The sequence below is a fragment of the Streptococcus dysgalactiae subsp. dysgalactiae genome, from assembly GCF_900459225.1.
Lineage (GTDB): Bacteria > Bacillota > Bacilli > Lactobacillales > Streptococcaceae > Streptococcus > Streptococcus dysgalactiae.
Genome location: NZ_UHFH01000003.1, coordinates 2,059,299 through 2,082,335, shown reverse-complemented (window position 1 = coordinate 2,082,335; position 23,037 = coordinate 2,059,299). Strand labels below are relative to the sequence as shown.

Below are 23,037 nucleotides of genomic sequence, written 5' to 3'. Positions count from 1 at the left end.
TAATTATCTTTTGCTTTTAGTATGCGCAGTAAGACTAAAGTGATGTGGTGTTTCTCAACTTAACTACTTTTGAGGATTAGCCTACCTCCTTTAAAACAGTCATAACTTTTGGAGGTCAGTGAAACAATATAAAACAAGGCTAAAATGTTAGCCTTGTTTATAGCGTTTGATGAAATCTGCTGATTAATCAGTTTGATTATCACGACGTTTTTTGCCTAGTAATCCTGCCGCTCCAATAACAGTTAGTGCTGTAATGGTAAAGAATGTTTCTAGTTTATTTGTATCTCCAGTTTGAGGTAACGCACTCTCTGCTTTGGCATGAGGCACTTTACTTTCTACCTGAGCAATAGGAGCTTGAGAAACGGTTGGAACCGTTGCAGGAACGGGCTCTTCATTATCAAAATGGAATTGAAGTTTAGGACGTGTGTCTTCTTCCACAACAGTAGCTTCATTAGAGCCAGACATACCAGGAAGAGTGTCCTCAACCATATCAATAGGGTCACTTTGACCACCCATGATAATTTCTGGTTTATGGGTTTCTTCGGTGATTGTTGGATTTTCTACTTGTCCAGCCCCAGACATACCGGTTTGGGTATCTTCTGTAAAGTCAATCACTTGACCTTGACCGCCGATTATCACCTCATCCCCTTGACTTGGTTTAGAGTCTTCTTCAAGCACTGTCCCATCTGTATGGCTATTATCCCCAGACATACCAGATTGAGTATCTTCTATAAAATCAATCACTTGATCTTGACCGCCGATTATCACCTCATCCTCTTGACTTGGTTTAGAGTCTTCTTCAAGCACTGTCCCATCTGTATGGCTATTATCCCCAGACATACCTGGGTGACTATCTTCTGTAAAGTCAATCACCTGACCTTGACCACCAAGTACAATATCCTCTTGACTTGTTTGAGTGTCTTCAACAACTGTTTCATTTCCAGAACCAGGATTTTGACCAGACATACCTGATTGAGTATCTTCTGTAAACTCAATAAGTCCATCGTTACTAATAATTTGAGGATCGCTCTCTCTTGGATCTTCTGGCATTGGTATTTCTGGAAGAGATGGTTGTGAAGGCAACATGGGTTCTACAAGAGGTTTTTCCGGTGTTGGCGGAATCACTATTTCCTCATCAATATCTGGAATAGGAACTGTTACTTTGCTATAAGTCAATGTCACATCTTCTAACTTATTATTGCCATTAGCTTCTTTATCATTAATCTTGTAAGTGACCTTGCCAGATATCGCCTTTTCAGTTGCTTTACTGCTCTCCAGTGTTTCTAGAGAACGTTTTGCTCTTGTTTGAGGCGTTGACTTGAACTTTTCTTTATTAACATTTAACTTATAAGTTAAGGTCAATGGTAACCTTTTCTCGAAGGCTTCTTTAAGTGCATCTTTATCGATTGTCCAAGTTAGACTTTCTGGAGTAGAAGATGATAACAAGAAGAACCAGCTTGTAGTACCTGCTTCCTGATGCTGAACTTTCCCTTTATTGCTTTTATCTTCCCATGATTTTTTTTCAACGGTTACCTTATCAGTAAAGGTTTCAGTCAATTTCACCTCTGTTAGGATATCTTTAAATTTATCAGCATTCTCAACTTCTTCAAAGAATTTCTGTCCTTCAGACATTTCTTTCAGATATTTGTCAAATTCATTATTTCTTTTTTCATAATCTTTACTTTCTTTTTCATATCTTTTCTCTAAATAATCTTTATATTCTTTACTATTTCCTTTATCCTTAAATTCTTTTTCCCTCTTTGAAAAAAGCTCTGGCTTTGTGACATCAAATGCATAAAAAGTAATCCCTTCTTCTCTAGCCATTTTAGCTTCTGCTTGGGCAGAGAGATTGTGGTTATAAAATTGGTACTGGCGACGATAAAAGAGATTATCAAGCGCTTGATCAATCATCCAATCTTGGATGTTTTCTTTGATACTATTCAATCCCAAAGAACTTAACCAGGTATCTGCTTGTTTAGGTTGGAACTTCTTTAGGTTTTCCTTAATTTTTTTTGCTAAAACCTCTTTAAAACCTACGCTATCAACCTCTCTATTGGCATATGTTCTGAAATTATAACCTTCACCCAATTGATTCAAATAGTCAAACTTTTCTGATTTCAACTCACTAGTATCTAAATCTGCCGTCGTAATATAATCTAGTGGATTTTTTATACCAAAAGTATCATTAAAAAACGAAAGTAGACTATTTCCATTATTGGCAAAATCATCAACAGCATTGTCAAATTGAGTAATACCGAATTTATTTAAAAATGCGATCATTGCTTTTGCATCTTCAACCACATTATGCGTTTTAGTTGTGGTATCAAAGTAAAAAGGCCAAAATAGAAGAGGATTACTGTAAGTGACTGGTCCTTCAACTGCTACTTTTCGTAATTTTTCTTTCTCTCCTTTTTTTAGAGCATAACTAAAGGTGGACTCTCCTTGAGAGAAGAGCACGATATGCTGGCGCTTACCAGAGTTCTTTTCTTTATCTAAATTAAAAATCTCTCGAGCCTTATGGATAGCTCCTTGTAGATCTACGCCCCATCCATTATAGTCTTTTTGAGCTTTTTTACGGACTTCATCAAGTTTTTCCTCGATTTTTTTTTCATCCCAGCCAGATAAATCAGTAGACTCTCCTACCTTCCTATAAAAGTCAATCAACCGCACGGAATTTCGCCCATTATAGTTTGGAGTGCTATCATCCTGGCTGAGATTCTTAGCTGTTAGCGTCGTCACTAGCTTTGTGATTTTTTCTTTTGCAGTATTGAAATCGGTATCAGTCATTTTTTGAGAAGTATCTAAGAGAACAATAACTTCTGCACCCTTGTCAATCTCTTTAGGGGTAACTGTTAAAGTAACATTGAGGGTTTTTCCATCCGGATCGACGACTACATCTCTCTTGACATCAAAAATATCACGTTGTTTATCGTCACGATTTTTAATAAGCTTCTCTTTGCCAGTTCCATCAGAGACTGTAACCTCTGACTTTTCTTTATCAACCTGGATTTTTTCTACTTCCATGGTTTTTTGAGCTTCTTCCGCTGAACGTTTGGTGCGTGAAAGAGCTTGCTCTGGAGAGCCCGTTTGACCAGTGTTAGTAGGAGCTGCAGCTTGACCAGAGGGGTTAGCTGCTTCAGCCTTTAGTGGAGCGGGGCTAGCCTCTTTAGGGGCTGTTGTTGGCTCGGCTACTTCAAGAGCTTTAGTAACAGGAACTTCCGTCTCTTTAGAATCTTGACTCTCTTCACTTTGTGTTGTCGACGAAGTGGTAGTTGACGAGGCCGAGGGGGTCTCACGGGAAGCAGTTGATTGAGAAGCGTCCTCTCCCATAACAGGTGCTGCCATAAACATGGTTCCAACCGAAACAAGACCAATAGATAATTTTCGTAGTTTATACTTACAGTTAGTCATTTTCACAATTCCTTCACATCATTATAGTTAATTTAGCAATAAATACTATACTATAAATCTAATTTATCTCTAAGTTCATTATTTAGAGAGTTGTTCGTTTTATGACCTAATATGAAATAAGCGTTGAGAATATTAGTTTTTATTTGCATTATATTAAGAGAAAACTGTTTAGAAAACGTAATTTTCACATAAAATCCTTAGTTTCTGTGAATTAATATTCTTGCAATAATTTAGTTTGATTCATGAAAGTAATCATAAACATTCAAAAGTTTAAATTCTTGGATTTTTATATGACTACACTCCGAGAGTTCTATTTTTCTAAGAACCTGGACAGTTTTACCCATTTAACTAAAGTCTTTTTGAGGTAATGTAACATCAATTTTAGTTTCTAGTAAGTGCTTCTATAGGCGCTTATTAAGGCTTTTTCTTAAGGATCTAATAGTATTTTTAGAGTGCTTCTTGTTCATATATTTGATGATGAACGGCTCTTTTAGAAGGTAGCTATGCTTTACGTCAAGTTGTTTGTTGATTAGGAAGAAACATCTACACCATATTGATAAAGGTCGTTAAATCTTAAATTCAAGCGATTTTAGACCCGTAGTGACTGATAATTGTCTTTTAATTGCCAACTGACATTCTTGACTTATTTCAGAATATAGAAAAAAGATGTAAGCTAAGTGAGATCGCTTATGTTTTGCGATGGTTTTTTATCAGTGTTTACTATCTATGGATATAACGATAAGAGAACTCTATACGTTAGAATGGGGAGATATTAACTTAAAAAATGGTACAATAGTTATTAGTAAAATTTATTATAAAAGGTTGACGGTTTTGATTACCGCTAAGATAGAGGAAGGAAATAAATCGGTCAGAAGCAATCAATGGTTAATAAAAACTAAACCTATCACAAAAAGATAGTGACAAGTATTCACTGAGACTGATAGGTGTGCCAAAAGTAGTGCTTAGGATGCTTACCAGAAACTCTTTTGAGATTTCTGTTAGAGAAACCCTCTAAATAAGAGAGTATAGGAAAGAGCTAAGTAGTCTACATGTTACTCTTAAAGATTTTGCCTATACCTACACTAGTTTCTTTGTGAAAACTGGTGTTTCGCTGCAAAAAACTCCAGTATTACTTTAGGATGTGCCGGGGTCAAAGAAAAAGAGAATGTTTCCTACTATGAAAATACCATGTATAACTTGTGAGTTAATGAATGAGCATTTGATCAGAAGTCGATTGACCATAAGAGTTGTTATATCAACATTAGAAAGAGTTAAAAATAATGATATCAAAAATTATTGAATTACCAGAAGTTCTCGCCAACCAAATTGCAGCTGGTGAAGTTGTAGAAAGGCCAGCGAGTGTTGTCAAGGAATTGGTTGAGAATGCTATCGATGCTAAGAGTAGCCAAGTCACCATTGATATTGAAGAGTCTGGTCTCAAAAAGATACAGATTACGGACAATGGTGAAGGGATGTCATCTGAAGATCTCCCTTTGAGCTTGCGGCGACATGCGACCAGTAAAATCAAAAATCAGAGTGATCTCTTTCGAATTAGAACGCTTGGTTTTAGGGGAGAAGCTTTACCATCGGTTGCTTCTATCAGCAAAATTACGATAAAAACAGCTACTAAGGAAGCTGCTTATGGCTCTCTACTAATTGCAACTGGTGGAGAGATTGAAACGCTTGAGGAAACCTCGACGCCTGTAGGTACCAAGATTAAGGTTGAAAACCTTTTTTATAATACACCTGCTCGCCTCAAATACATGAAAAGTTTACAGGCAGAGTTAGCTCATATTGTTGATGTGGTTAATCGTTTGAGTTTGGCTCATCCAGAAATTGCTTTCACCCTGATTAGTGATGGCCGTCAATTAACTCAGACGTCAGGGACGGGAGATCTTCGGCAGGCTATTGCGGGCATTTATGGCTTGAATACTGCGAAGAAAATGATTCCTATTTCCAGTGCTGATTTGGACTTTGAAGTGTCTGGCTATGTCAGTTTACCAGAGTTGACACGCGCTAACCGCAATTATATGACCATTTTAATCAATGGACGCTACATTAAAAATTTCTTGCTCAATCGGGCTATTTTAGATGGTTATGGCTCTAAGTTGATGGTTGGACGTTTCCCAATTGTTGTGATTGATATTCAGATTGACCCCTATTTGGCCGATGTCAATGTTCACCCTACTAAGCAAGAGGTCCGTATTTCAAAAGAGCGTGAGTTGATGGCTTTAATTAGTACGGCGATTTCTGAAAGTCTTAAGGAGCAAGATTTGATTCCAGATGCTCTGGAGAACTTAGCTAAATCAAGCACACGACACTTTTCTAAACCAGAGCAAACACAACTTCCATTACAATCTAAAGGGCTTTATTATGATCCTCAAAAGAATGATTTTTTTGTCAAAGAATCAGACGTTTCTGAAAAACTGCCTGAGAGTAATTTTCATGATACAGAGATTGACAAGACTGTAAAGGATCAAAGAACGGAGCAGTTTCCTGATTTAGGAGAGAATACAAGATTTTCCTCAGTAAAACGTGCTAGTCGATCACAGGATGAGGTAACTGATGCTGATCACCCTGGATTTGATTTGAAAAACAAACAGAAATTATCTCAAATGCTAACCCGTTTGGAAAATGAAGAGCGATCGGTATTTCCTGAATTGGATTATTTTGGTCAGATGCACGGCACTTATCTCTTTGCTCAGGGAAAAGATGGTTTATTTATCATTGACCAACACGCTGCCCAAGAGCGGGTTAAATACGAATATTATCGTGATAAGATAGGTGAAGTTGACAGTAGTTTACAGCAATTGTTGGTGCCCTATTTGTTTGAGTTTTCCGGCTCGGATTTCATTAATTTACAGGAGAAAATGGCACTCTTAAATGAAGTTGGCATCTTTCTGGAAGTGTATGGGCACAATACTTTCATCTTGAGGGAGCATCCTATCTGGATGAAAGAAGAAGAGATTGCATCTGGTGTCTATGAAATGTGTGACATGTTACTTCTAACCAATGAGGTATCTATCAAAACTTACCGAGCAGAGTTAGCTATTATGATGAGTTGTAAACGATCTATCAAGGCAAATCATAGCTTGGATGATTATTCAGCAAGAAATCTGCTGCTGCAATTGGCGCAATGTCAAAATCCTTATAACTGCCCTCATGGTAGACCCGTGTTGATTAATTTCAGTAAAGCAGATATGGAAAAAATGTTCCGTCGTATCCAAGAAAATCATACTAGCCTGCGAGAACTAGGAAAATATTAGAGAGGATGAGATGCAAGAGTTTTTAAACCTTCCCAAGCAGATTCAGCTGAGGCAACTGGTACGCTTTGTGACCATTACCTTAGGCAGTAGTATCTTTCCCTTTATGGCCATGTATTATACGACTTACTTTGGTACTTTTTGGACAGGCCTTTTAATGATGATTACCAGTTTGATGGGATTTGTTGGAACTTTATATGGTGGGCATCTGTCAGATGCTCTTGGTCGCAAAAAAGTCATTATGATTGGATCAGTAGGAACAACACTAGGCTGGTTTCTGACTATTTTAGCTAATTTGCCTAATGCAGCTATTCCTTGGTTAACATTTGCTGGTATTTTATTGGTAGAGATTGCTTCTAGTTTTTATGGTCCTGCCTATGAAGCCATGTTGATTGATTTGACTGATGAGAGTAATCGTCGATTTGTTTACACCATCAATTATTGGTTTATCAATATTGCCGTCATGTTTGGTGCAGGGCTATCTGGGCTTTTTTATGACCACCATTTTTTAGCCTTGTTAGTTGCCTTATTACTCGTCAATGTACTTTGTTTTGGCGTTGCTTATTATTATTTTGATGAGACCAGACCAGAGACACACGCTTTTGACCATGGTAAAGGCTTGCTGGATAGTTTTCAGAACTATCGTCAGGTGTTTCATGATCGTGCCTTTGTCTTGTTTACCTTAGGTGCCATCTTTTCTGGTAGTATCTGGATGCAAATGGATAACTATGTGCCAGTACATTTGAAACTGTATTTTCAGCCAACTACCGTGTTAGGTTTCCAGGTAACTAGTTCTAAAATGTTGTCATTAATGGTTTTTACCAATACATTGTTGATTGTTCTTTTCATGACAATAGTGAATAAATTAACTGAAAAATGGAAACTATTGCCTCAACTTGTGATTGGTTCTTTAGTATTTACTCTAGGTATGCTCTTGGCATTTACCTTTACGCAGCTCTATGCTATCTGGCTATCAGTTGTTTTGCTAACTTTTGGGGAAATGATAAACGTCCCTGCTAGTCAAGTCTTACGCGCTAATATGATGGATCATTCCAAAATAGGCTCTTACACAGGCTTTGTGTCAATGGCACACCCCCTAGGAGCTATTTTAGCTAGCCTACTAGTATCTGTCAGCCATTTTACAGGTCCTTTAGGCGTGCAATGTTTATTTGTAGTCATTGCTTTGCTAGGAGTTTATTTTACGGTTGTTTCTGCAAAAATGAAAAAGGTGTAATATGTACGATTATATTAAAGGTCAATTGACCAAAATTACGGCAAAATACATTGTCGTTGAAACCAATGGACTGGGCTATATTATCAATGTAGCCAATCCTTATAGCTTTACAGATAGTGTCAACCAACTGGTAACTATTTACCTGCATCAAGTGATTCGTGAGGACGCTCACTTGTTGTTTGGGTTCCATACGGAAGACGAAAAAGATGTTTTTCTGAAATTAATTTCTGTATCAGGCATTGGTCCGACAACAGCTCTCGCTATTGTGGCAGTTGATGATAATCGGGGTCTTGTTAACGCCATTGATACCAGTGACATCAAATACCTGACTAAATTTCCTAAAATCGGAAAAAAAACGGCACAACAGATGGTTCTTGACTTAGCCGGAAAATTTGTGGAGGTTCCACAAGAGACTAGTAAAGCACAACCACCTACCTCCTCAAACAATGACGAGTTGGATGAGGCTATTGAAGCCCTTCTTGCCCTAGGTTATAAAGCAACAGAACTGAAAAAAATTCGTGCCTTCTTTGAGGGGACCTCTGAGACGGCAGAGCAATACATCAAATCAGCATTGAAACTGTTAATGAAAGGGTAGGTGTTTCACATGAAACGTTGCTCATGGGTTCCTAAGGATAACCAGCTTTACTGTGATTACCACGATTTAGAATGGGGTCAACCCCTGGATGATGATAGAGATTTTTTTGAATTGCTGTGCCTTGAAAGTTACCAGTCCGGGTTATCCTGGCTGACGGTTTTGAAAAAACGCCAAACTTTCAGAACTGTTTTTCATGATTATGACATTTCGGCTGTGGCAGCCTTTACCGATGAGGAGATGGCTGATGCATTACAGAATCCATCCATTATCCGCCACAAGCTAAAGTTAGCAGCAACTGTCAACAATGCTATCGCAGTACAGAAAATTCAAGAAGAATTTGGTAGTTTTACCACTTATCTCTGGGATTTTGTTGGGGGAAAGCCAATTGACAACCTTGTCAATCAAGAGCACCCTGTTCCTGCTCAGACAGATTTATCTGTTCGCTTAGCTAAGGATTTAAAGAAAAGAGGATTTAGATTTTTAGGACCTACAACGGTTTATTCTTTTATGCAAGCATCGGGTCTGGTAAATGACCATGAAGAAACGTGTGCTTTTAAGTTAATAACAACTAAAAGGAGATAGTGATGAATCTTAACCAAACGGATCTTATTGTTTCAGATGTTCCAAAGGCTACCCAAGCTTTGGCATCACTGCTTAACTTAGCTGTGGATTGTGCAGATGAGCATTTTGCACAGTTCACTTTAGGTAGTCATTGTTTAATGGTATCAGATAACCCCCTCAAACCCATTACGTCACTTCACGGAGGTATCATTCTTCATATTGAAGTTGACTGTGTTGACAAGGAAGTTGAACGCTTAAAATCCTCAGGTTTTACTATTAATAATGGTCCAGTCAAGACGGCATGGGGAACCTACTCGGTCTGGGTGGAAGGACCAGAGGGTGTGATGCTTGATTTCTACCAATTTAGTGAAGACTAGATTTTCTACATCACTCTCAACAGAATAGAAAACAAGTAACGATACCATCTCCTAATTCGTCGTGAATTGGGAGATTTTTTGATAAAATGAAATTAGATTACGAATAGATAAGTAGGTGGGGAAATGAAAGCTGAACTGATTGCAGTAGGTACCGAAATTTTGACTGGTCAAATTGTGAATACTAATGCTCAATTTCTGTCGGAAAAAATGGCAGAGCTAGGTATTGATGTCTATTTTCAAACGGCTGTTGGGGACAACGAGGAGCGTTTACTTTCAGTGATTGCAACTGCTAGTCAGCGGAGTGATTTGGTCATTTTATGTGGTGGTCTTGGCCCCACGGAAGATGATTTAACCAAGCAGACTTTAGCAAAATACCTTAATAGAGATTTGGTCTTTGAAGAACAAGCTAGTCAAAAATTAGACGATTTTTATGCCAGTCGTAAAGAGTCGTCTCGAACGGCAAATAATGCTAAGCAGGCTCAAATCATTGCTGGTTCAAGCCCTCTGCAAAATAGAACAGGACTCGCAGTGGGGGGCTTAATCACTGTTAATAAGGTGACTTATGTTGTTTTACCAGGGCCGCCAAGTGAATTAAAACCTATGGTTAATGAGGAACTGCTTCCTCTTTTGTCCACACAATCTCGCAAACTTTACTCGAGAGTCTTACGATTTTTTGGGATTGGTGAGAGTCAGCTGGTGACGGTCTTATCAGACCTTATTGAGAATCAAACTGACCCTACCATTGCACCTTATGCCAAAACTGGTGAAGTGACCCTTCGTTTATCAACGAAAGCTGAAAATCAAACATTAGCAGATACGAAATTAGATCAACTAGAAGCGCAGCTATTGTCGCGAAAAACTCCTGACAACCAGTCGTTATCAGATTTTCTTTATGGCTATAGAGAGGATAATTCCTTAGCGCGTGAGGTATTTGAGCTCTTAGTAAAATATGATAAGACAATTACAGCAGCAGAAAGTCTAACCGCGGGATTATTTCAGTCAACTTTGGCGAGTTTTCCAGGAGCTTCTCAAGTATTCAATGGAGGCTTTGTGACTTATAGCATGGAAGAAAAAGCGAAAATGCTAGGCATTCCTCTAGAGGATTTGACATCGTATGGAGTTGTTAGTGCTTATACGGCTGAGAAGATGGCGGAGCAAGCAAGATTATTGACTGGTGCTGATATTGGGGTAAGTTTAACAGGTGTTGCCGGACCAGATATGTTGGAGGACCAGCCTGCAGGTACAGTTTTCATTGGTCTTGCCACTCAAAATAAGGTAGAATCAATGAAGGTTTTAATCGGGAGACGGAGCCGTTCAGATGTGCGTCATATTGCGACTTTACATGCTTTTAATATGGTCCGTAAAACTTTATTAAAACCTGAAAATTTGCTATAATAATAGCAGTTTATTTTAGGGATTGAGCAGTTAACCCTAATCATAGAGGAGAAGATATTGGCAAAAAAATTGAAAAAAAACGAAGAAATCACTAAAAAATTTGGTGACGAGCGTCGTAAGGCACTTGATGATGCCCTAAAAAATATTGAAAAAGATTTTGGTAAGGGTGCAGTGATGCGCTTGGGAGAACGTGCAGAGCAAAAAGTTCAGGTTATGAGTTCAGGAAGCCTAGCTCTTGATATTGCGCTTGGAGCGGGTGGTTATCCTAAAGGACGTATCATTGAGATCTATGGTCCAGAATCTTCCGGTAAAACAACTGTGGCTTTACATGCTGTGGCACAAGCTCAAAAAGAAGGTGGAATCGCAGCCTTTATCGATGCCGAGCATGCGCTTGATCCAGCTTACGCTGCTGCGCTTGGGGTTAATATTGATGAACTCCTTTTGTCTCAACCAGATTCTGGAGAACAAGGACTTGAAATTGCAGGTAAGTTGATTGATTCTGGTGCGGTTGACTTGGTTGTTGTCGATTCAGTAGCAGCTTTAGTGCCACGTGCTGAAATTGATGGTGATATTGGCGATAGCCATGTCGGATTGCAAGCACGTATGATGAGTCAGGCGATGCGTAAGCTATCGGCTTCTATTAACAAAACAAAAACTATCGCTATCTTTATTAACCAATTGCGTGAAAAAGTTGGTGTGATGTTTGGAAATCCTGAAACAACACCGGGTGGTCGTGCCTTGAAATTCTATGCTTCTGTTCGTTTAGATGTGCGTGGAACCACTCAAATTAAAGGAACTGGTGACCAAAAAGACAGTAGTATTGGTAAAGAAACAAAAATCAAAGTTGTTAAAAACAAGGTAGCTCCTCCGTTTAAAGTGGCAGAGGTTGAAATCATGTATGGAGAAGGCATTTCCCGTACTGGAGAGCTTGTGAAAATTGCTTCTGATTTGGACATTATCCAAAAAGCAGGTGCTTGGTTCTCTTATAATGGTGAGAAAATTGGTCAAGGTTCTGAAAATGCTAAGCGTTATTTGGCGGATCATCCAGAATTATTTGATGAGATTGATCGTAAAGTACGTGTTAAATTTGGTTTGCTTGAAGAAAGCGAAGAAGAATCTGCTATGGTAATGGCGACAGAAGAAACCGATGATCTTGTTTTAGATTTAGATAACGGGATTGAAATTGAAGATTAAACAAGAGCCCCTTGGGGCTTTTTAAAATGCATTGTTAACGAATAGTAGAACTATTGTTGATAGGTGTATGAGTGAATGGAAATCATCATTTCAAAACAATGTGGAAAGAGCAGGACTTAGGATAACGATAACAAACAAAAGATTAAAATAACTGACAATTCAAGAAAGGCAGGTCAAAAACCTTATTTTACCCAAATAATATCTTTAAAATTAAAAAATAGGTCCGAAGACCTATATTGATGAACTAAAAACTGTGCTACAATATGGTTATCACGAAATAGAAAGTGAGTTAACAACATGATTAAAATTTATACGATTTCAAGTTGTACGAGCTGTAAAAAGGCAAAAACTTGGTTAAATGCCCACAAGCTCCCTTATAAAGAACAGAATTTGGGAAAAGAACCACTAACAAAAGAAGAAATTTTAGCCATCTTATCAAAAACTGAGAATGGTGTGGAAAGTATCGTTTCATCTAAGAATCGATATGCCAAGGCACTTAATTGTGATATTGAAGAGCTAAGTGTTAGTGAAGTGATTGATTTGATTCAGGATAACCCTCGTATTCTTAAAAGTCCGATTCTAATTGATGACAAACGCCTTCAAGTGGGTTATAAGGAAGATGATATTCGCGCTTTCCTTCCACGCTCTATTCGTAATATTGAAAATACTGAAGCACGTTTACGTGCAGCACTTTAAAAGCTCTTCTGGAGCTTTTTTTCGTACCTTCTTGACTTGAAATTCTTGTTTATTATTAAAAAATGAGTTATAATAAAGCATAGCACTTAATTTTAGAAAGAAGGTGTAAGTATGGGATTTACAGATGAAACCGTCCGCTTTAAATTGGATGATGGCGACAAAAAGGAGATTAGTGAAACATTGACTGCCGTCTATCATTCACTGGATGAAAAAGGCTATAATCCAATTAATCAAATTGTAGGTTATGTCTTAAGTGGGGACCCAGCTTATGTTCCTCGTTACAATGATGCTCGAAATCAAATTCGTAAATATGAGCGTGATGAGATTGTAGAAGAGCTTGTCCGCTATTATTTGCAAGGAAATGGGATTGACGTTAAATGAGAATAATGGGACTCGATGTCGGCTCGAAGACTGTTGGTGTAGCCATTAGTGACCCTCTTGGTTTTACGGCTCAAGGCCTTGAAATTATCAAAATTGATGAAGAAAAAGAAGAATTTGGCTTTGAACGTCTAGGTGAGCTTGTCAAGCAATACCAAGTTGATCAGTTTGTTGTGGGTTTGCCAAAAAATATGAACAATACTAGCGGCCCACGTGTGGAAGCCAGTAAAGCTTACGGAGAAAAAATAGAAAGTCTCTTTAGCCTTCCCGTTCATTATCAAGATGAGCGATTGACAACTGTTGAAGCTGAACGTATGCTGATTGAACAGGCTGATGTTAGCCGTGGAAAACGTAAGAAAGTTATTGATAAATTAGCAGCTCAGCTAATCCTACAAAATTATCTAGATCGCAATTATTAAGGAGATAAAAATGGCACATAATCATGAACATGATAACGAGCACGAACTCATCACACTTGTGGATGAACAAGGGAATGAAACGTTATTTGAAATTTTGTTAACCATTGATGGCCGCGAAGAATTTGGTAAAAACTATGTTCTTTTGGTGCCAGCTGGTTCTGAAGAAGATGAATCTGGTGAAGTTGAAATTCAAGCCTACTCATTCACAGAAAATGAAGACGGGACAGAAGGTGATTTACAACCAATTCCTGAAGATTCAGATGCTGAATGGGACATGATTGAAGAAGTGTTCAATAGTTTTTTAGATGAAGACTAAAACTTATTAAACAATAACGAAAAAGTAGCCATAGGGCTATTTTTTTTTGCTTTTTTTCGAATAGGTAGATGAGGAGGTGAGCATGGGTAAGAAACTTAACCAGAGAGATGCTGCGTTTTTGAAAGCTTATCAAGCCAAATCATTACACAGGTTTAGGGAGTTACAGCACTATGCCATGCTTTGTCAGAAATTGACTAAATAAGAGATTCTGTTATACTTGTTTTATGATATTTATGATATTTTTTAACGATGATGAAGAATAGTGAGAGAAATGGATAGACTTGTTTTACCCGGACAGACTTCTAGTTAACCGTTGGAGAATATGACAGTTCAAGGAGAAAAACAGTGACTCAGTTAAACGACGAATTAATTCGAAAAGAAACGATACAATTGGCCAATGATGGTCCAACTATTCATACAACAAAATATGAGACTAAGGTTCCAACGCTTCATAAATCTTATTTGCTATTTTTTAGTCTTATCCTTAGTGCACTGACAATTGCAGTTCCGTTTTTCACTGATGCTGCTGACAGTCTTCAGTCTCAAAATTTATACATTGGGATGATGTTGACAAAAGGGCAAATCCCATATAGTGACGTCTTTACAACTGGTGGTTTGTTATACTTTGTAGTTATTGCGCTCAGCTATTATCTAGGGACAACCCTTTGGTTGGTTTTTGTTCAGGCTTTTTGTTTCTATTTGTCGGGACTCTATCTTTACAAGCTTATTAATTATTTTACTAGTTTTCAAAAGGTTGCCTTGGCTTTTTCAATCGGTTATTACTTCTTATCGTTAGGTCTTGGCTTTGGGGGACTCTACCCTATTCAGTTAGCGATGCCCTTTGTTTTGGTTTCTGCCTGGTTTTTAACCAAGTACTTTGCGGACTTGATAAAGGATGAGGCCTTTATTCTGTTTGGGTTTATGGGAGCTCTTTCCATGCTAATTGAACCTAGAACATTGATTTTTTGGGTTCTCGCTTGTGTCACAGTGCTTGTTTACAATATCCATCAAAAACATCTTGCAAGAGGATTTTACCAATTATTAGCTTCTATCTGGGGAATGATTTTGGTTTTTTACACGGCAGGTTATTTTATTTTGAACTTGCAAATATTAAATCCCTACTTAGCTCAAGCTGTGGCTTATCAATTTACTTTTTTTAGAGTAGGCGATCTCTCTCTGCCACTTGGTGTAGGCATTCAGATTCTTCTTGCTCTAGGGCTAGGTTTATTAACTGGCGTCTTTAGTTTTATCAAACAACTTAAAACATCTTCGGACGTGGTGATTAAATGGCTATTTACTTTCGTTATTTTGGGAAATCTTATTGTGGCAGCCTTGTCTCAGGATTACCAGCCTTACCATCTTTTAGCGGTTTTACCATTTGGTTTGATACTAACAGCTATACCAATTGGGCAATGGTATGAGTTAGATTTAGGTCAACGCAGTCATCGTCGACGTCGTGGTAATAGAACTGGGATGGGACGTGTTCTTTCACTATACCTTAAGAAACACTTCTATTTGCCGTTTGTGTTGATGCTAGCGGCGATAGCTTATCCTTCTTACCATACCATTACTAGTATGGCTACTAACCAGGAACGTTCTCATATCGCTAGCTACTTGCAAAAACAATTAGATGGTCATCAACCTATCTATGTCTGGGATAATACCTCTAAAATCTATCTAGAGAGTAAGGCTAAATCAGTGTCACAATTTAGTTCACCAAACGTCAACACGAAGAAGATCAGTCATCAAAAAATTCTAGAAGATGAATTGCTGGAAAATAAAGCAGTTTATATTGTGGTTAATCAAAAAATGAAATTGCCAACAATCATTCGTAACATGTTATCTTCTAATTATAAAATCGATCAAAAGATTGATGTGAAAGGCTTTACCCTCTATCGTAAAAAATAAGATTAAAATCAATATCTTGTGTTTAAGCAAAAAACTTGACACAATATATTGATTTTTTTGTTGGTCATGATATAATAATCCATAAGGAGATTCGACATGATAACACTAGAAGAAGATAAGGTTCTTATCCAACCTGAGATTAAAGTGATTAAACGAGATGGCCGCCTTGTTAATTTTGATACGACTAAAATATATAGTGCCTTGCTAAAGGCTAGTATGAAGGTCACTCGAATGTCACCACTTATTGAAGCTAAGTTGGAAGCTATCTCTGAACGGGTAATTGCTGAAATCAATGAGCGCTTTCCGACCAATATTAAGATTTATGAAATTCAAAATATTGTAGAGCATGAACTCCTAGCTGCTAATGAGTATGCCATTGCCAAGGAGTATATTAATTACCGGACACAGCGTGATTTTGCGCGTTCTCAAGCAACGGATATTAATTTTTCGATTGATAAACTAATCAATAAAGATCAAACGGTTGTTAACGAAAACGCTAACAAAGACAGTGATGTCTTTAATACGCAACGGGATTTGACTGCTGGAATTGTTGGTAAATCCATCGGGTTAAAAATGTTGCCTCCTCATGTTGCAAATGCCCATCAAAAAGGTGATATTCACTACCATGACTTGGATTATAGTCCTTACACTCCAATGACAAACTGTTGTTTGATCGACTTTAAGGGCATGTTAGCCAATGGTTTTAAAATCGGGAATGCTGAGGTTGAAAGTCCTAAATCCATTCAGACGGCGACAGCTCAAATCTCACAGATTATCGCTAATGTAGCATCTAGCCAGTATGGTGGCTGTACGGCAGACCGAATTGATGAGTTTTTAGCGCCATATGCGGAGCTTAATTTCAAAAAACATTTAGCAGATGCAGAAAAATGGGTTATCGAAGATAAACGTGAAAATTATGCCTTCGAGAAGACGCAAAAAGATATTTACGATGCTATGCAGTCCTTGGAGTATGAGATTAATACGCTCTTTACTTCTAACGGTCAGACCCCTTTTACATCATTAGGATTTGGTCTAGGAAAATCATGGTTTGAACGTGAAATTCAGAAAGCTATTTTGACCATTCGAATTAATGGCCTTGGGAGTGAGCATCGCACAGCCATCTTCCCCAAATTAATTTTTACGGTGAAACGTGGCTTGAATTTAGAGCCTGACTCACCAAACTATGATATTAAAACCTTAGCCTTGGAATGTGCCACTAAGCGAATGTATCCAGATATGCTATCCTATGATAAAATCATTGATTTGACGGGATCTTTTAAGTCACCAATGGGGTGCCGTTCTTTTCTCCAAGGTTGGAAGGATGAGCATGGCCAAGATGTGACTTCTGGTCGTATGAATCTTGGGGTGGTAACCCTTAATTTACCACGTATTGCTATGGAATCAAATGGGGATATGGACAAGTTCTGGGAGCTTTTTAATGAGAGAATGCACATTAGTAAAGACGCTTTAGTCTATCGTGTGGAACGTGTCAAAGAAGCAACACCAGCCAACGCTCCTATTCTTTATCAGTATGGTGCTTTTGGGAAACGGTTAGAGAAGACAGGGAATGTAGATGACCTCTTTAAAAACCGTCGTGCGACTGTTTCGCTCGGTTATATTGGTTTGTATGAAGTTGCCTCTGTTTTTTATGGTGGCAAGTGGGAAGGTGATTCAGAAGCTAAGGACTTTACCTTGTCTATTGTGAAAGCTATGAAACAGGCTTGTGAAGAGTGGTCAGATGAATACGGCTATCATTTTTCGGTTTATTCAACACCATCTGAAAGTTTGACAGATCGTTTCTGCCGTCTGGATACTGAAAAATTTGGACTTGTAACAGATATTACAGACAAAGAGTATTACACCAATTCATTCCACTACGACGTGCGTAAGAATCCTACACCTTTTGAAAAGCTTGACTTTGAGAAAGCTTACCCAGAAGCAGGCGCTTCAGGTGGTTTCATTCATTACTGTGAGTACCCTGTTTTACAACAAAATCCAAAGGCCTTGGAAGCGGTATGGGATTATGCTTATGATCGTGTGGGCTATTTGGGGACTAATACCCCTATTGATAAATGTTACAAGTGCCAATTCGAAGGTGATTTTACACCAACAGAACGTGGGTTTACTTGTCCAAACTGCGGTAATAATGATCCTAAAACAGTTGACGTGGTCAAACGAACCTGTGGCTATTTGGGAAATCCTCAAGCGCGTCCAATGGTTAATGGTCGTCATAAGGAAATTTCTGCGCGTGTGAAGCACATGAATGGGTCAACCATCAAATACCCAGGATTGTAGTAGGTTTAAGCTGGGTAAGAGCTCTTTTGATAGAAATATGATATGCTTAAAAGGTTGCTTCATGCAAGCAATCTTTTATTGTTGAATAAGCTGTGCTGGTGAGCCTGACCTTTGGACGAAGATTGATAAGTCCAGAGTTCAGGTGAGAAACAGCTTATGAGGAAGAAAGAGAAAGGAAGAGATAATGGGAAAATATCAATTAGATTATAAAGGAATGCAACAAGTGGAACGTTTCCATGAGAAGAACTCTACAAAAAAGGCAGATAAAAAATCCCGAGTTCAAGAACTCAAGGCTCAATTCTTAGAGAAAGTCAAAAAACAAACTAAATAAGAAATATGGTGAAGAAAGAAGGTCAACCATGCTTAATATTGGTATTGTGGGATTAGGTGCTATTTCTCAGAAAGCCTATTTACCTTATATGCGACAACTGGATGGTGTGATTTGGCACCTGTCCACTCGAAATAGAAACGTTAGGGAGCAAGTTGGCCAATTATTTGGACAGTCTATTCTTTACAGTGATGTCAAGGAGTTATCAAAGGCAAGTTTAGATGGCGTCTTTATACATGCGGCTACATTGGCCCACGCGGAATTGGCTAGTTTATTTTTAAATCAAGGGATTCCAGTCTTTATGGATAAACCTATAGCTGACAATTACCTGCTGACAAAGAACCTCTATAACTTAGCCAAAGAAAACCAGACTTTTCTGATGGCAGGATTTAATAGGCGCTTTACACCTCGTGTCAAGGAGTTGTCAATATTGTCAAGTAAGTGTAAATTTACTGTTGAAAAAAATGACTTGAACCGCCCAGGAGACATGACTTTTAAACTCTTTGATTTCTTTATCCATCCTTTAGATACAGCATTATTCTTGACAGAAGGCACCTTACTAAAAGGGCATTTTCAATACCATCTGGAAGCAGGGTTACTGAGTCAAGTTATGGTAACCTTGATGACCGAAAGCATGACGACTACAGCTTCTATGAATTTACAATCAGGGAGTCGCCGTGAGGTAATTGAAGTTCAACGGGCTGAAGAAACTTATCACTTAGAGAACTTAGACGAGTTATCTATTTATAAAGGTACTGAAAAAAGGGTGCTTGGCTTTGATTCTTGGGACACCACTCTGCACAAAAGAGGTTTTGAAACAATGATCGATGCCTTTTTAGAAGCTATTAGCACAGGTGTCAATCCTGTCAGCCCTGAGTCTAGTCTTTTAAGCCACTGGATTTGCCAACAGATTGCTGACTCTCAGCTTCCTTATGGAGAGTTAACGGTAGATTTGCCTAAAGAGTAGGAATTAATATGGAAATAAGACGACCGACTTTGGAAGATAAAGATGCTGTATTGTCAATGATTAACGAATTTTTAGAGCAGAAAAGTGCTACAGATGGGTTATGGCATTTTAACGTCGCCGACTTTAACTATGAAACATGGTTGGAAGATTCCTTACGACAGGAAATGGGTTTGGCCAGTCAAGGAGTGCCTGCTATTCAATACGTCGCATTTGATGAGAGAAGTCAGGCTATAGGGTTCTTAAATCTTCGCTTACGTTTAAATGAGATATTACTTGAAAAAGGCGGTCATATCGGTTATTCTGTTCGTCCTAGTCAACGTGGGAAAGGTTATGCTAAAGAAATGCTTAAACAAGCTATCAGCTTTGCGATTTCTAAAAATATCGAAAGAATCTTGGTAACATGTCATCAAACCAATACTGCTAGTCGAGCAGTTATTATGGCTAACGGTGGGGTTTTGGAAGACAGTTGTGAGGGAACAGAACGCTATTGGATTGAAAGACAAGAAGGATAGGTCATGAAAGAAAAATGTTGGAATAATCCCAAACCTACCGAATGGAAAGCTGAAGAATTAAGTCAAGGGCGAATCATTGATTACAAGGCGTTTAATTTTGTTGATGGGGAAGGGGTTCGCAACTCTCTGTATGTTTCTGGCTGTCTCTTTCACTGTAAGGGCTGCTACAATGCGGCAACTTGGTCGTTTAAAGCTGGAGTACCGTATACCCAAGAGCTAGAAGAACAAATCATGGCAGATTTGGCTCAGCCCTATGTCCAGGGGTTGACACTTTTAGGGGGGGAGCCTTTCTTGAATACGAGTTTTCTGATCCCTTTGATTCAGCGTATTCGGTGTGAATTGCCAGAAAAAGACATTTGGTCTTGGACAGGTTATACTTGGGAAGAATTAATGCTTGAGACACCAGATAAACTAGAAATGCTGTCACTGATTGATATTCTGGTGGATGGACGTTTTGATATCACAAAAAAGAACTTCATGTTGCAATTTAGAGGCTCTTCTAACCAGCGAATTATAGATGTTCAAAAGTCTTTAGCCGTCAAAAAAGTGGTTATTTGGGATAAGTTAAATGATGGTAAGCAATCCTTTGAGCAAGTTAGCCGGGAAGATTTACTTTAATAGAAAGACTTATCCACACTAATTTTTGAAAAGAAAGAATGAAAACAGGTCTTTTGACCTTAATTTAGTGGAAAAGTAGCTTTTAGAGATGGTTTTCCCCACATTATCCTCATAGTTATCAACAGGTTGTTGACAAGTTGACATTTTGTGAATAAGAAGAAAAAAAGAGGCTAGGCCTCTTTTTTAATATAGACAAATTCGTGATCTGTTGATAGTTCTGAATGGTAACGAAAGCCAGAAAAGACAAGGGTTTTCAGGCTATCGATGGTTTGGCAGTTGTTTTCCATACAAGCTGTAAGGAAGGCTCCGCGAGCTTTTTTTGAAATGGTCGAATGGGTCTTGAGTTGCCCCTCTTTCTCTTCCATAAATTTAGGACTTAACCACAATTGTTTATAATTTTTTGAAAAAACATCGTCAAATTCGCTGGATAACAGTGAAATCACTTGTGAATGCTCTTGGGCAAACTGGTTATAGAAAGGACGCCAGTAAGTCTTGAGGCTTTGTCCTTCAATCTTTATTCTGGTGTGAAAATCATGGCGGTGCTCTGAGATAGAATGATGAGTAGGAATGATACCGTAAAAGGATGAGGTGATATAGACTTGTTGATTTAGGTAAGCCTGTTCTCTAGCAGTAAGGTTATCACGCTTGATGTTGCGGTACATTAGACCGTTGAATAGCTGGTAGGCAGGGTAAGCGAGGCTTTGTTGAGAGTCTATGTTTTGCCAGCGCTGATACTCTTGTTTAGCTGCCTCTTCTTTGATACGATAGGCTTTGGCCAAGTCCTCTGTGGTCATAGCTGCCATTGCCTTTAAAATGGCCTGGCTTGGTTGAGGCAGTAGGTGTGGATAAGATTCTTTAGGAATCACCATTTCTTTTGCAGTTGGAATTAAAAAGGTTAGCATAGTGTTATTGTAGTAAAGTTAGTTGCTTCCTGTCAAGAGAACTAGTTTTGTCCAAGGATAACTTTTACACGGATGCCGTCCTCGTCTTCTGTCGTGAAAGAAGAAGCCTCTTCTTGTAAAATAGCTAGGCCGTGTAATCTAGCTTTTTTCAGAGTGGCTAAAAAAAGCAGGGGCGTCTCAATGTGAATGGTTAGGAAACCTAGACCTGGAGTGCCTTCTTGGTGTTTTTTGAGGTAAGGGCCAGACCATTGATTGAAGGCAAGGTGATGATGGTAGTTGCCTGAAGCAATCCAGCTAGCGCTAGGAATGGTCATTTTATCGCCTAAATCAAAAACCTTTTGATAGAGAAGTGAAGAAGCCAGAGCATTTTTGACACTCAGATGGACATGACCAATGCGTGTGCCTGTAGCTAGTAAAAAGTGTTCTGAAATATCTGTCAGTTGATCCAACATACTTTGAGCATCCATTGGCTCAGTTACACCAATAATTTGCCCATTGTCACGGGTATCCCACTGCTCAACGGGTTTATCATGATAGATTTCAATCCCATTACTCTCAGGATCGCTGAGGTAGATAGCTTCGCTATAACCGTGATCTGCTGCGCCTTCTAAAGAGACACCTCTGACTAAGAAATGATTGAGAACAATTCCTAAGCTATGACGATCAGGAACTAGAAAGGCTGTATGATAAAGGCCATAAGCTTTATCGCCTGATAAAGGTGTTTGTCGTAACTCTAAGATAACGGTTTTACCGTCTGTAGTGAATTGACGAGATGTCGTGTCTTGTGAGAGAATCTGTAAACCGATAATACTTGTGTAAAAGGTTGTCATCTTTGCTAGATCGGTAACATTTAGAGAAACCGTTCCTAGAGAGATAGTTGAGTTGTAAGGGTATGTCATCCTATTACCTCCAAAAACTAATTAAACCTATCATAACCAATTAGTTTCAAAAGGAAAAGTAAGCACAAATAAGTGGTATAGGCACTAAAAAGTAACTCATTTGTCAGCCCTATCGTGTTTCTGTTCTCGTAATAGTTTATAATAACTTATAAGTTACAAAAAGATACTAAAAGGAGCTGCTGTCTATGCTGAAAAAAAGACCAGCTTGTCCCGTAGAAACAACCTTATCGGTAATCGGGAATAAATGGAAATTATTAATATTAAGGGATTTGTTGAAGGGGACTTTGAGGTTTGGGCAATTAAAGGCTTCTATTGGGACTGTTAGCAAAAAGGTACTCACTGCCCAATTGAGGGCTATGGAAGCAGACGGTTTGGTTCATCGGGAAGTGTATGCAGAAGTGCCACCTCGTGTCGAGTATTCCTTAACTGAAACTGGGTTGAGTTTATCGCCTGTTATTGAAGTGATGTCAGATTGGGGACAAAGCTATCAAGAAAAGCACGTGGCTTTATTTGAGGAAGCATAGCTATTTTAGGGTGTAAGGAGCAGCTATATCTCCGATGTTCTCATTTGATGAGAAAAATATCTATTATCACATTCTTTACAATTTGATAAAAAACTATTTTTTTACCTGAAAAAGCTTGCCGCCTCCTCTCAAATATGATAATATAGTCTCAAGTCTGTTTGAGAAAACAGAAGCTCAGGTCAAGTAAGTACACACTTACAATAACACAGTTGATGATGGGGAAACTCAGAGTCAAGAAAAAGAAA

21 protein-coding genes are annotated in these 23,037 nt (G+C 38.4%); 18 read left to right on the top strand and 3 right to left on the bottom strand.

Annotation, left to right across the window (positions count from 1 at the left end):
• Positions 1-183: 183 nt before the first annotated feature.
• Complete coding sequence (locus DYD17_RS10560; RefSeq protein ID WP_115276474.1) at positions 184-3,411, bottom strand: serum opacification factor; 3,228 nt, start codon at positions 3,409-3,411, stop codon at positions 184-186.
• A 1,283-nt stretch (positions 3,412-4,694) separates the two neighbouring features.
• Between DYD17_RS10560 and mutL the strand changes: the two genes are divergently transcribed.
• From mutL to nrdG, 17 genes are all read left to right on the top strand, one after another.
• Entirely contained in the window at positions 4,695-6,677 is a 1,983-nt protein-coding gene (gene mutL, locus DYD17_RS10550) for a DNA mismatch repair endonuclease MutL (protein ID WP_115253272.1), read from the top strand.
• Positions 6,678-6,687: 10 nt separating this feature from the next.
• On the top strand, positions 6,688-7,908 hold the full coding sequence (locus DYD17_RS10545; protein ID WP_115253194.1) for an MDR family MFS transporter: 1,221 nt from the start codon (positions 6,688-6,690) through the stop codon (positions 7,906-7,908).
• Position 7,909: 1 nt separating this feature from the next.
• A complete protein-coding gene (gene ruvA, locus DYD17_RS10540; protein WP_115253193.1) occupies positions 7,910-8,503 on the top strand; it encodes a Holliday junction branch migration protein RuvA in 594 nt (197 codons plus the stop codon).
• 9 nt (positions 8,504-8,512) lie between these two features.
• Positions 8,513-9,085, top strand: a complete 573-nt coding sequence (locus DYD17_RS10535) for a DNA-3-methyladenine glycosylase I (RefSeq protein WP_115253192.1) — start codon at positions 8,513-8,515, stop codon at positions 9,083-9,085.
• Positions 9,086-9,087: 2 nt separating this feature from the next.
• Positions 9,088-9,441, top strand: coding sequence for a VOC family protein (locus tag DYD17_RS10530; protein ID WP_115253191.1), 354 nt, complete (start codon positions 9,088-9,090; stop codon positions 9,439-9,441).
• A 123-nt stretch (positions 9,442-9,564) separates the two neighbouring features.
• The gene (locus tag DYD17_RS10525; protein WP_115253190.1) at positions 9,565-10,836 is read left to right on the top strand and encodes a competence/damage-inducible protein A; all 1,272 of its coding nucleotides are present in this window, start codon (positions 9,565-9,567) and stop codon (positions 10,834-10,836) included.
• 57 nt (positions 10,837-10,893) lie between these two features.
• Positions 10,894-12,030, top strand: coding sequence for a recombinase RecA (recA, locus tag DYD17_RS10520; RefSeq protein WP_115245519.1), 1,137 nt, complete (start codon positions 10,894-10,896; stop codon positions 12,028-12,030).
• 297 nt (positions 12,031-12,327) lie between these two features.
• The gene (gene spx / locus DYD17_RS10515; protein ID WP_003053105.1) at positions 12,328-12,726 is read left to right on the top strand and encodes a transcriptional regulator Spx; all 399 of its coding nucleotides are present in this window, start codon (positions 12,328-12,330) and stop codon (positions 12,724-12,726) included.
• A gap of 111 nt (positions 12,727-12,837) precedes the next feature.
• Complete coding sequence (locus tag DYD17_RS10510) at positions 12,838-13,107, top strand: IreB family regulatory phosphoprotein (RefSeq protein WP_003045720.1); 270 nt, start codon at positions 12,838-12,840, stop codon at positions 13,105-13,107.
• Positions 13,104-13,523, top strand: a complete 420-nt coding sequence (ruvX, locus tag DYD17_RS10505; protein ID WP_003053103.1) for a Holliday junction resolvase RuvX — start codon at positions 13,104-13,106, stop codon at positions 13,521-13,523. The genes DYD17_RS10510 and ruvX overlap by 4 nt, the downstream gene beginning before the upstream one ends.
• 10 nt (positions 13,524-13,533) lie before the next feature.
• Positions 13,534-13,839 carry a DUF1292 domain-containing protein gene (locus DYD17_RS10500; RefSeq protein ID WP_003053101.1) on the top strand — a complete coding sequence of 102 codons (306 nt, stop codon included), beginning with the start codon at positions 13,534-13,536 and terminating at the stop codon, positions 13,837-13,839.
• A 345-nt stretch (positions 13,840-14,184) separates the two neighbouring features.
• Entirely contained in the window at positions 14,185-15,747 is a 1,563-nt protein-coding gene (locus tag DYD17_RS10495; protein WP_115253189.1) for a glycosyltransferase family protein, read from the top strand.
• A 96-nt stretch (positions 15,748-15,843) separates the two neighbouring features.
• Positions 15,844-18,042 carry an anaerobic ribonucleoside-triphosphate reductase gene (gene nrdD / locus DYD17_RS10490; protein WP_003053096.1) on the top strand — a complete coding sequence of 733 codons (2,199 nt, stop codon included), beginning with the start codon at positions 15,844-15,846 and terminating at the stop codon, positions 18,040-18,042.
• Positions 18,043-18,226: 184 nt separating this feature from the next.
• Complete coding sequence (locus DYD17_RS10955; RefSeq protein WP_174221702.1) at positions 18,227-18,373, top strand: hypothetical protein; 147 nt, start codon at positions 18,227-18,229, stop codon at positions 18,371-18,373.
• Between the two features lie 28 nt (positions 18,374-18,401).
• Positions 18,402-19,337, top strand: coding sequence for a Gfo/Idh/MocA family protein (locus DYD17_RS10485; protein ID WP_115253188.1), 936 nt, complete (start codon positions 18,402-18,404; stop codon positions 19,335-19,337).
• A gap of 8 nt (positions 19,338-19,345) precedes the next feature.
• The gene (locus DYD17_RS10480) at positions 19,346-19,849 is read left to right on the top strand and encodes a GNAT family N-acetyltransferase (protein WP_115276473.1); all 504 of its coding nucleotides are present in this window, start codon (positions 19,346-19,348) and stop codon (positions 19,847-19,849) included.
• Between the two features lie 3 nt (positions 19,850-19,852).
• The gene (gene nrdG, locus DYD17_RS10475) at positions 19,853-20,467 is read left to right on the top strand and encodes an anaerobic ribonucleoside-triphosphate reductase activating protein (RefSeq protein ID WP_115253186.1); all 615 of its coding nucleotides are present in this window, start codon (positions 19,853-19,855) and stop codon (positions 20,465-20,467) included.
• Positions 20,468-20,637: 170 nt separating this feature from the next.
• Here the strand turns inward: nrdG and yaaA are convergent, their stop codons facing one another.
• Both yaaA and DYD17_RS10465 read right to left on the bottom strand, forming a co-directional pair.
• A complete protein-coding gene (gene yaaA / locus DYD17_RS10470) occupies positions 20,638-21,369 on the bottom strand; it encodes a peroxide stress protein YaaA (protein WP_115253185.1) in 732 nt (243 codons plus the stop codon).
• A 41-nt stretch (positions 21,370-21,410) separates the two neighbouring features.
• A complete protein-coding gene (locus tag DYD17_RS10465; RefSeq protein WP_115253184.1) occupies positions 21,411-22,268 on the bottom strand; it encodes a VOC family protein in 858 nt (285 codons plus the stop codon).
• Positions 22,269-22,453: 185 nt separating this feature from the next.
• Here DYD17_RS10465 and DYD17_RS10460 point away from each other — a divergent pair, with 185 nt between their 5' ends.
• Positions 22,454-22,792, top strand: coding sequence for a winged helix-turn-helix transcriptional regulator (locus DYD17_RS10460; RefSeq protein WP_115253183.1), 339 nt, complete (start codon positions 22,454-22,456; stop codon positions 22,790-22,792).
• The last annotated feature ends 245 nt before the right edge of the window (positions 22,793-23,037 follow it).

What these genes read in the sequence shown, in the direction of transcription:
- DYD17_RS10500 (WP_003053101.1), top strand. Translation starts at nt 13,534, where the DNA reads ATGGCACATAATCATGAACATGATAACGAGCACGAACTCATCACACTT.
- DYD17_RS10530 (WP_115253191.1), top strand. Translation starts at nt 9,088, where the DNA reads ATGAATCTTAACCAAACGGATCTTATTGTTTCAGATGTTCCAAAGGCT.
- ruvA (WP_115253193.1), top strand. Translation starts at nt 7,910, where the DNA reads ATGTACGATTATATTAAAGGTCAATTGACCAAAATTACGGCAAAATAC.
- DYD17_RS10480 (WP_115276473.1), top strand. Translation starts at nt 19,346, where the DNA reads ATGGAAATAAGACGACCGACTTTGGAAGATAAAGATGCTGTATTGTCA.
- DYD17_RS10485 (WP_115253188.1), top strand. Translation starts at nt 18,402, where the DNA reads ATGCTTAATATTGGTATTGTGGGATTAGGTGCTATTTCTCAGAAAGCC.
- DYD17_RS10535 (WP_115253192.1), top strand. Translation starts at nt 8,513, where the DNA reads ATGAAACGTTGCTCATGGGTTCCTAAGGATAACCAGCTTTACTGTGAT.
- spx (WP_003053105.1), top strand. Translation starts at nt 12,328, where the DNA reads ATGATTAAAATTTATACGATTTCAAGTTGTACGAGCTGTAAAAAGGCA.
- ruvX (WP_003053103.1), top strand. Translation starts at nt 13,104, where the DNA reads ATGAGAATAATGGGACTCGATGTCGGCTCGAAGACTGTTGGTGTAGCC.
- nrdG (WP_115253186.1), top strand. Translation starts at nt 19,853, where the DNA reads ATGAAAGAAAAATGTTGGAATAATCCCAAACCTACCGAATGGAAAGCT.
- yaaA (WP_115253185.1), bottom strand. Translation starts at nt 21,369, where the DNA reads ATGCTAACCTTTTTAATTCCAACTGCAAAAGAAATGGTGATTCCTAAA.
- DYD17_RS10545 (WP_115253194.1), top strand. Translation starts at nt 6,688, where the DNA reads ATGCAAGAGTTTTTAAACCTTCCCAAGCAGATTCAGCTGAGGCAACTG.
- DYD17_RS10525 (WP_115253190.1), top strand. Translation starts at nt 9,565, where the DNA reads ATGAAAGCTGAACTGATTGCAGTAGGTACCGAAATTTTGACTGGTCAA.
- DYD17_RS10955 (WP_174221702.1), top strand. Translation starts at nt 18,227, where the DNA reads ATGGGAAAATATCAATTAGATTATAAAGGAATGCAACAAGTGGAACGT.
- DYD17_RS10560 (WP_115276474.1), bottom strand. Translation starts at nt 3,411, where the DNA reads ATGACTAACTGTAAGTATAAACTACGAAAATTATCTATTGGTCTTGTT.
- DYD17_RS10510 (WP_003045720.1), top strand. Translation starts at nt 12,838, where the DNA reads ATGGGATTTACAGATGAAACCGTCCGCTTTAAATTGGATGATGGCGAC.
- DYD17_RS10465 (WP_115253184.1), bottom strand. Translation starts at nt 22,268, where the DNA reads ATGACATACCCTTACAACTCAACTATCTCTCTAGGAACGGTTTCTCTA.
- nrdD (WP_003053096.1), top strand. Translation starts at nt 15,844, where the DNA reads ATGATAACACTAGAAGAAGATAAGGTTCTTATCCAACCTGAGATTAAA.
- DYD17_RS10460 (WP_115253183.1), top strand. Translation starts at nt 22,454, where the DNA reads ATGCTGAAAAAAAGACCAGCTTGTCCCGTAGAAACAACCTTATCGGTA.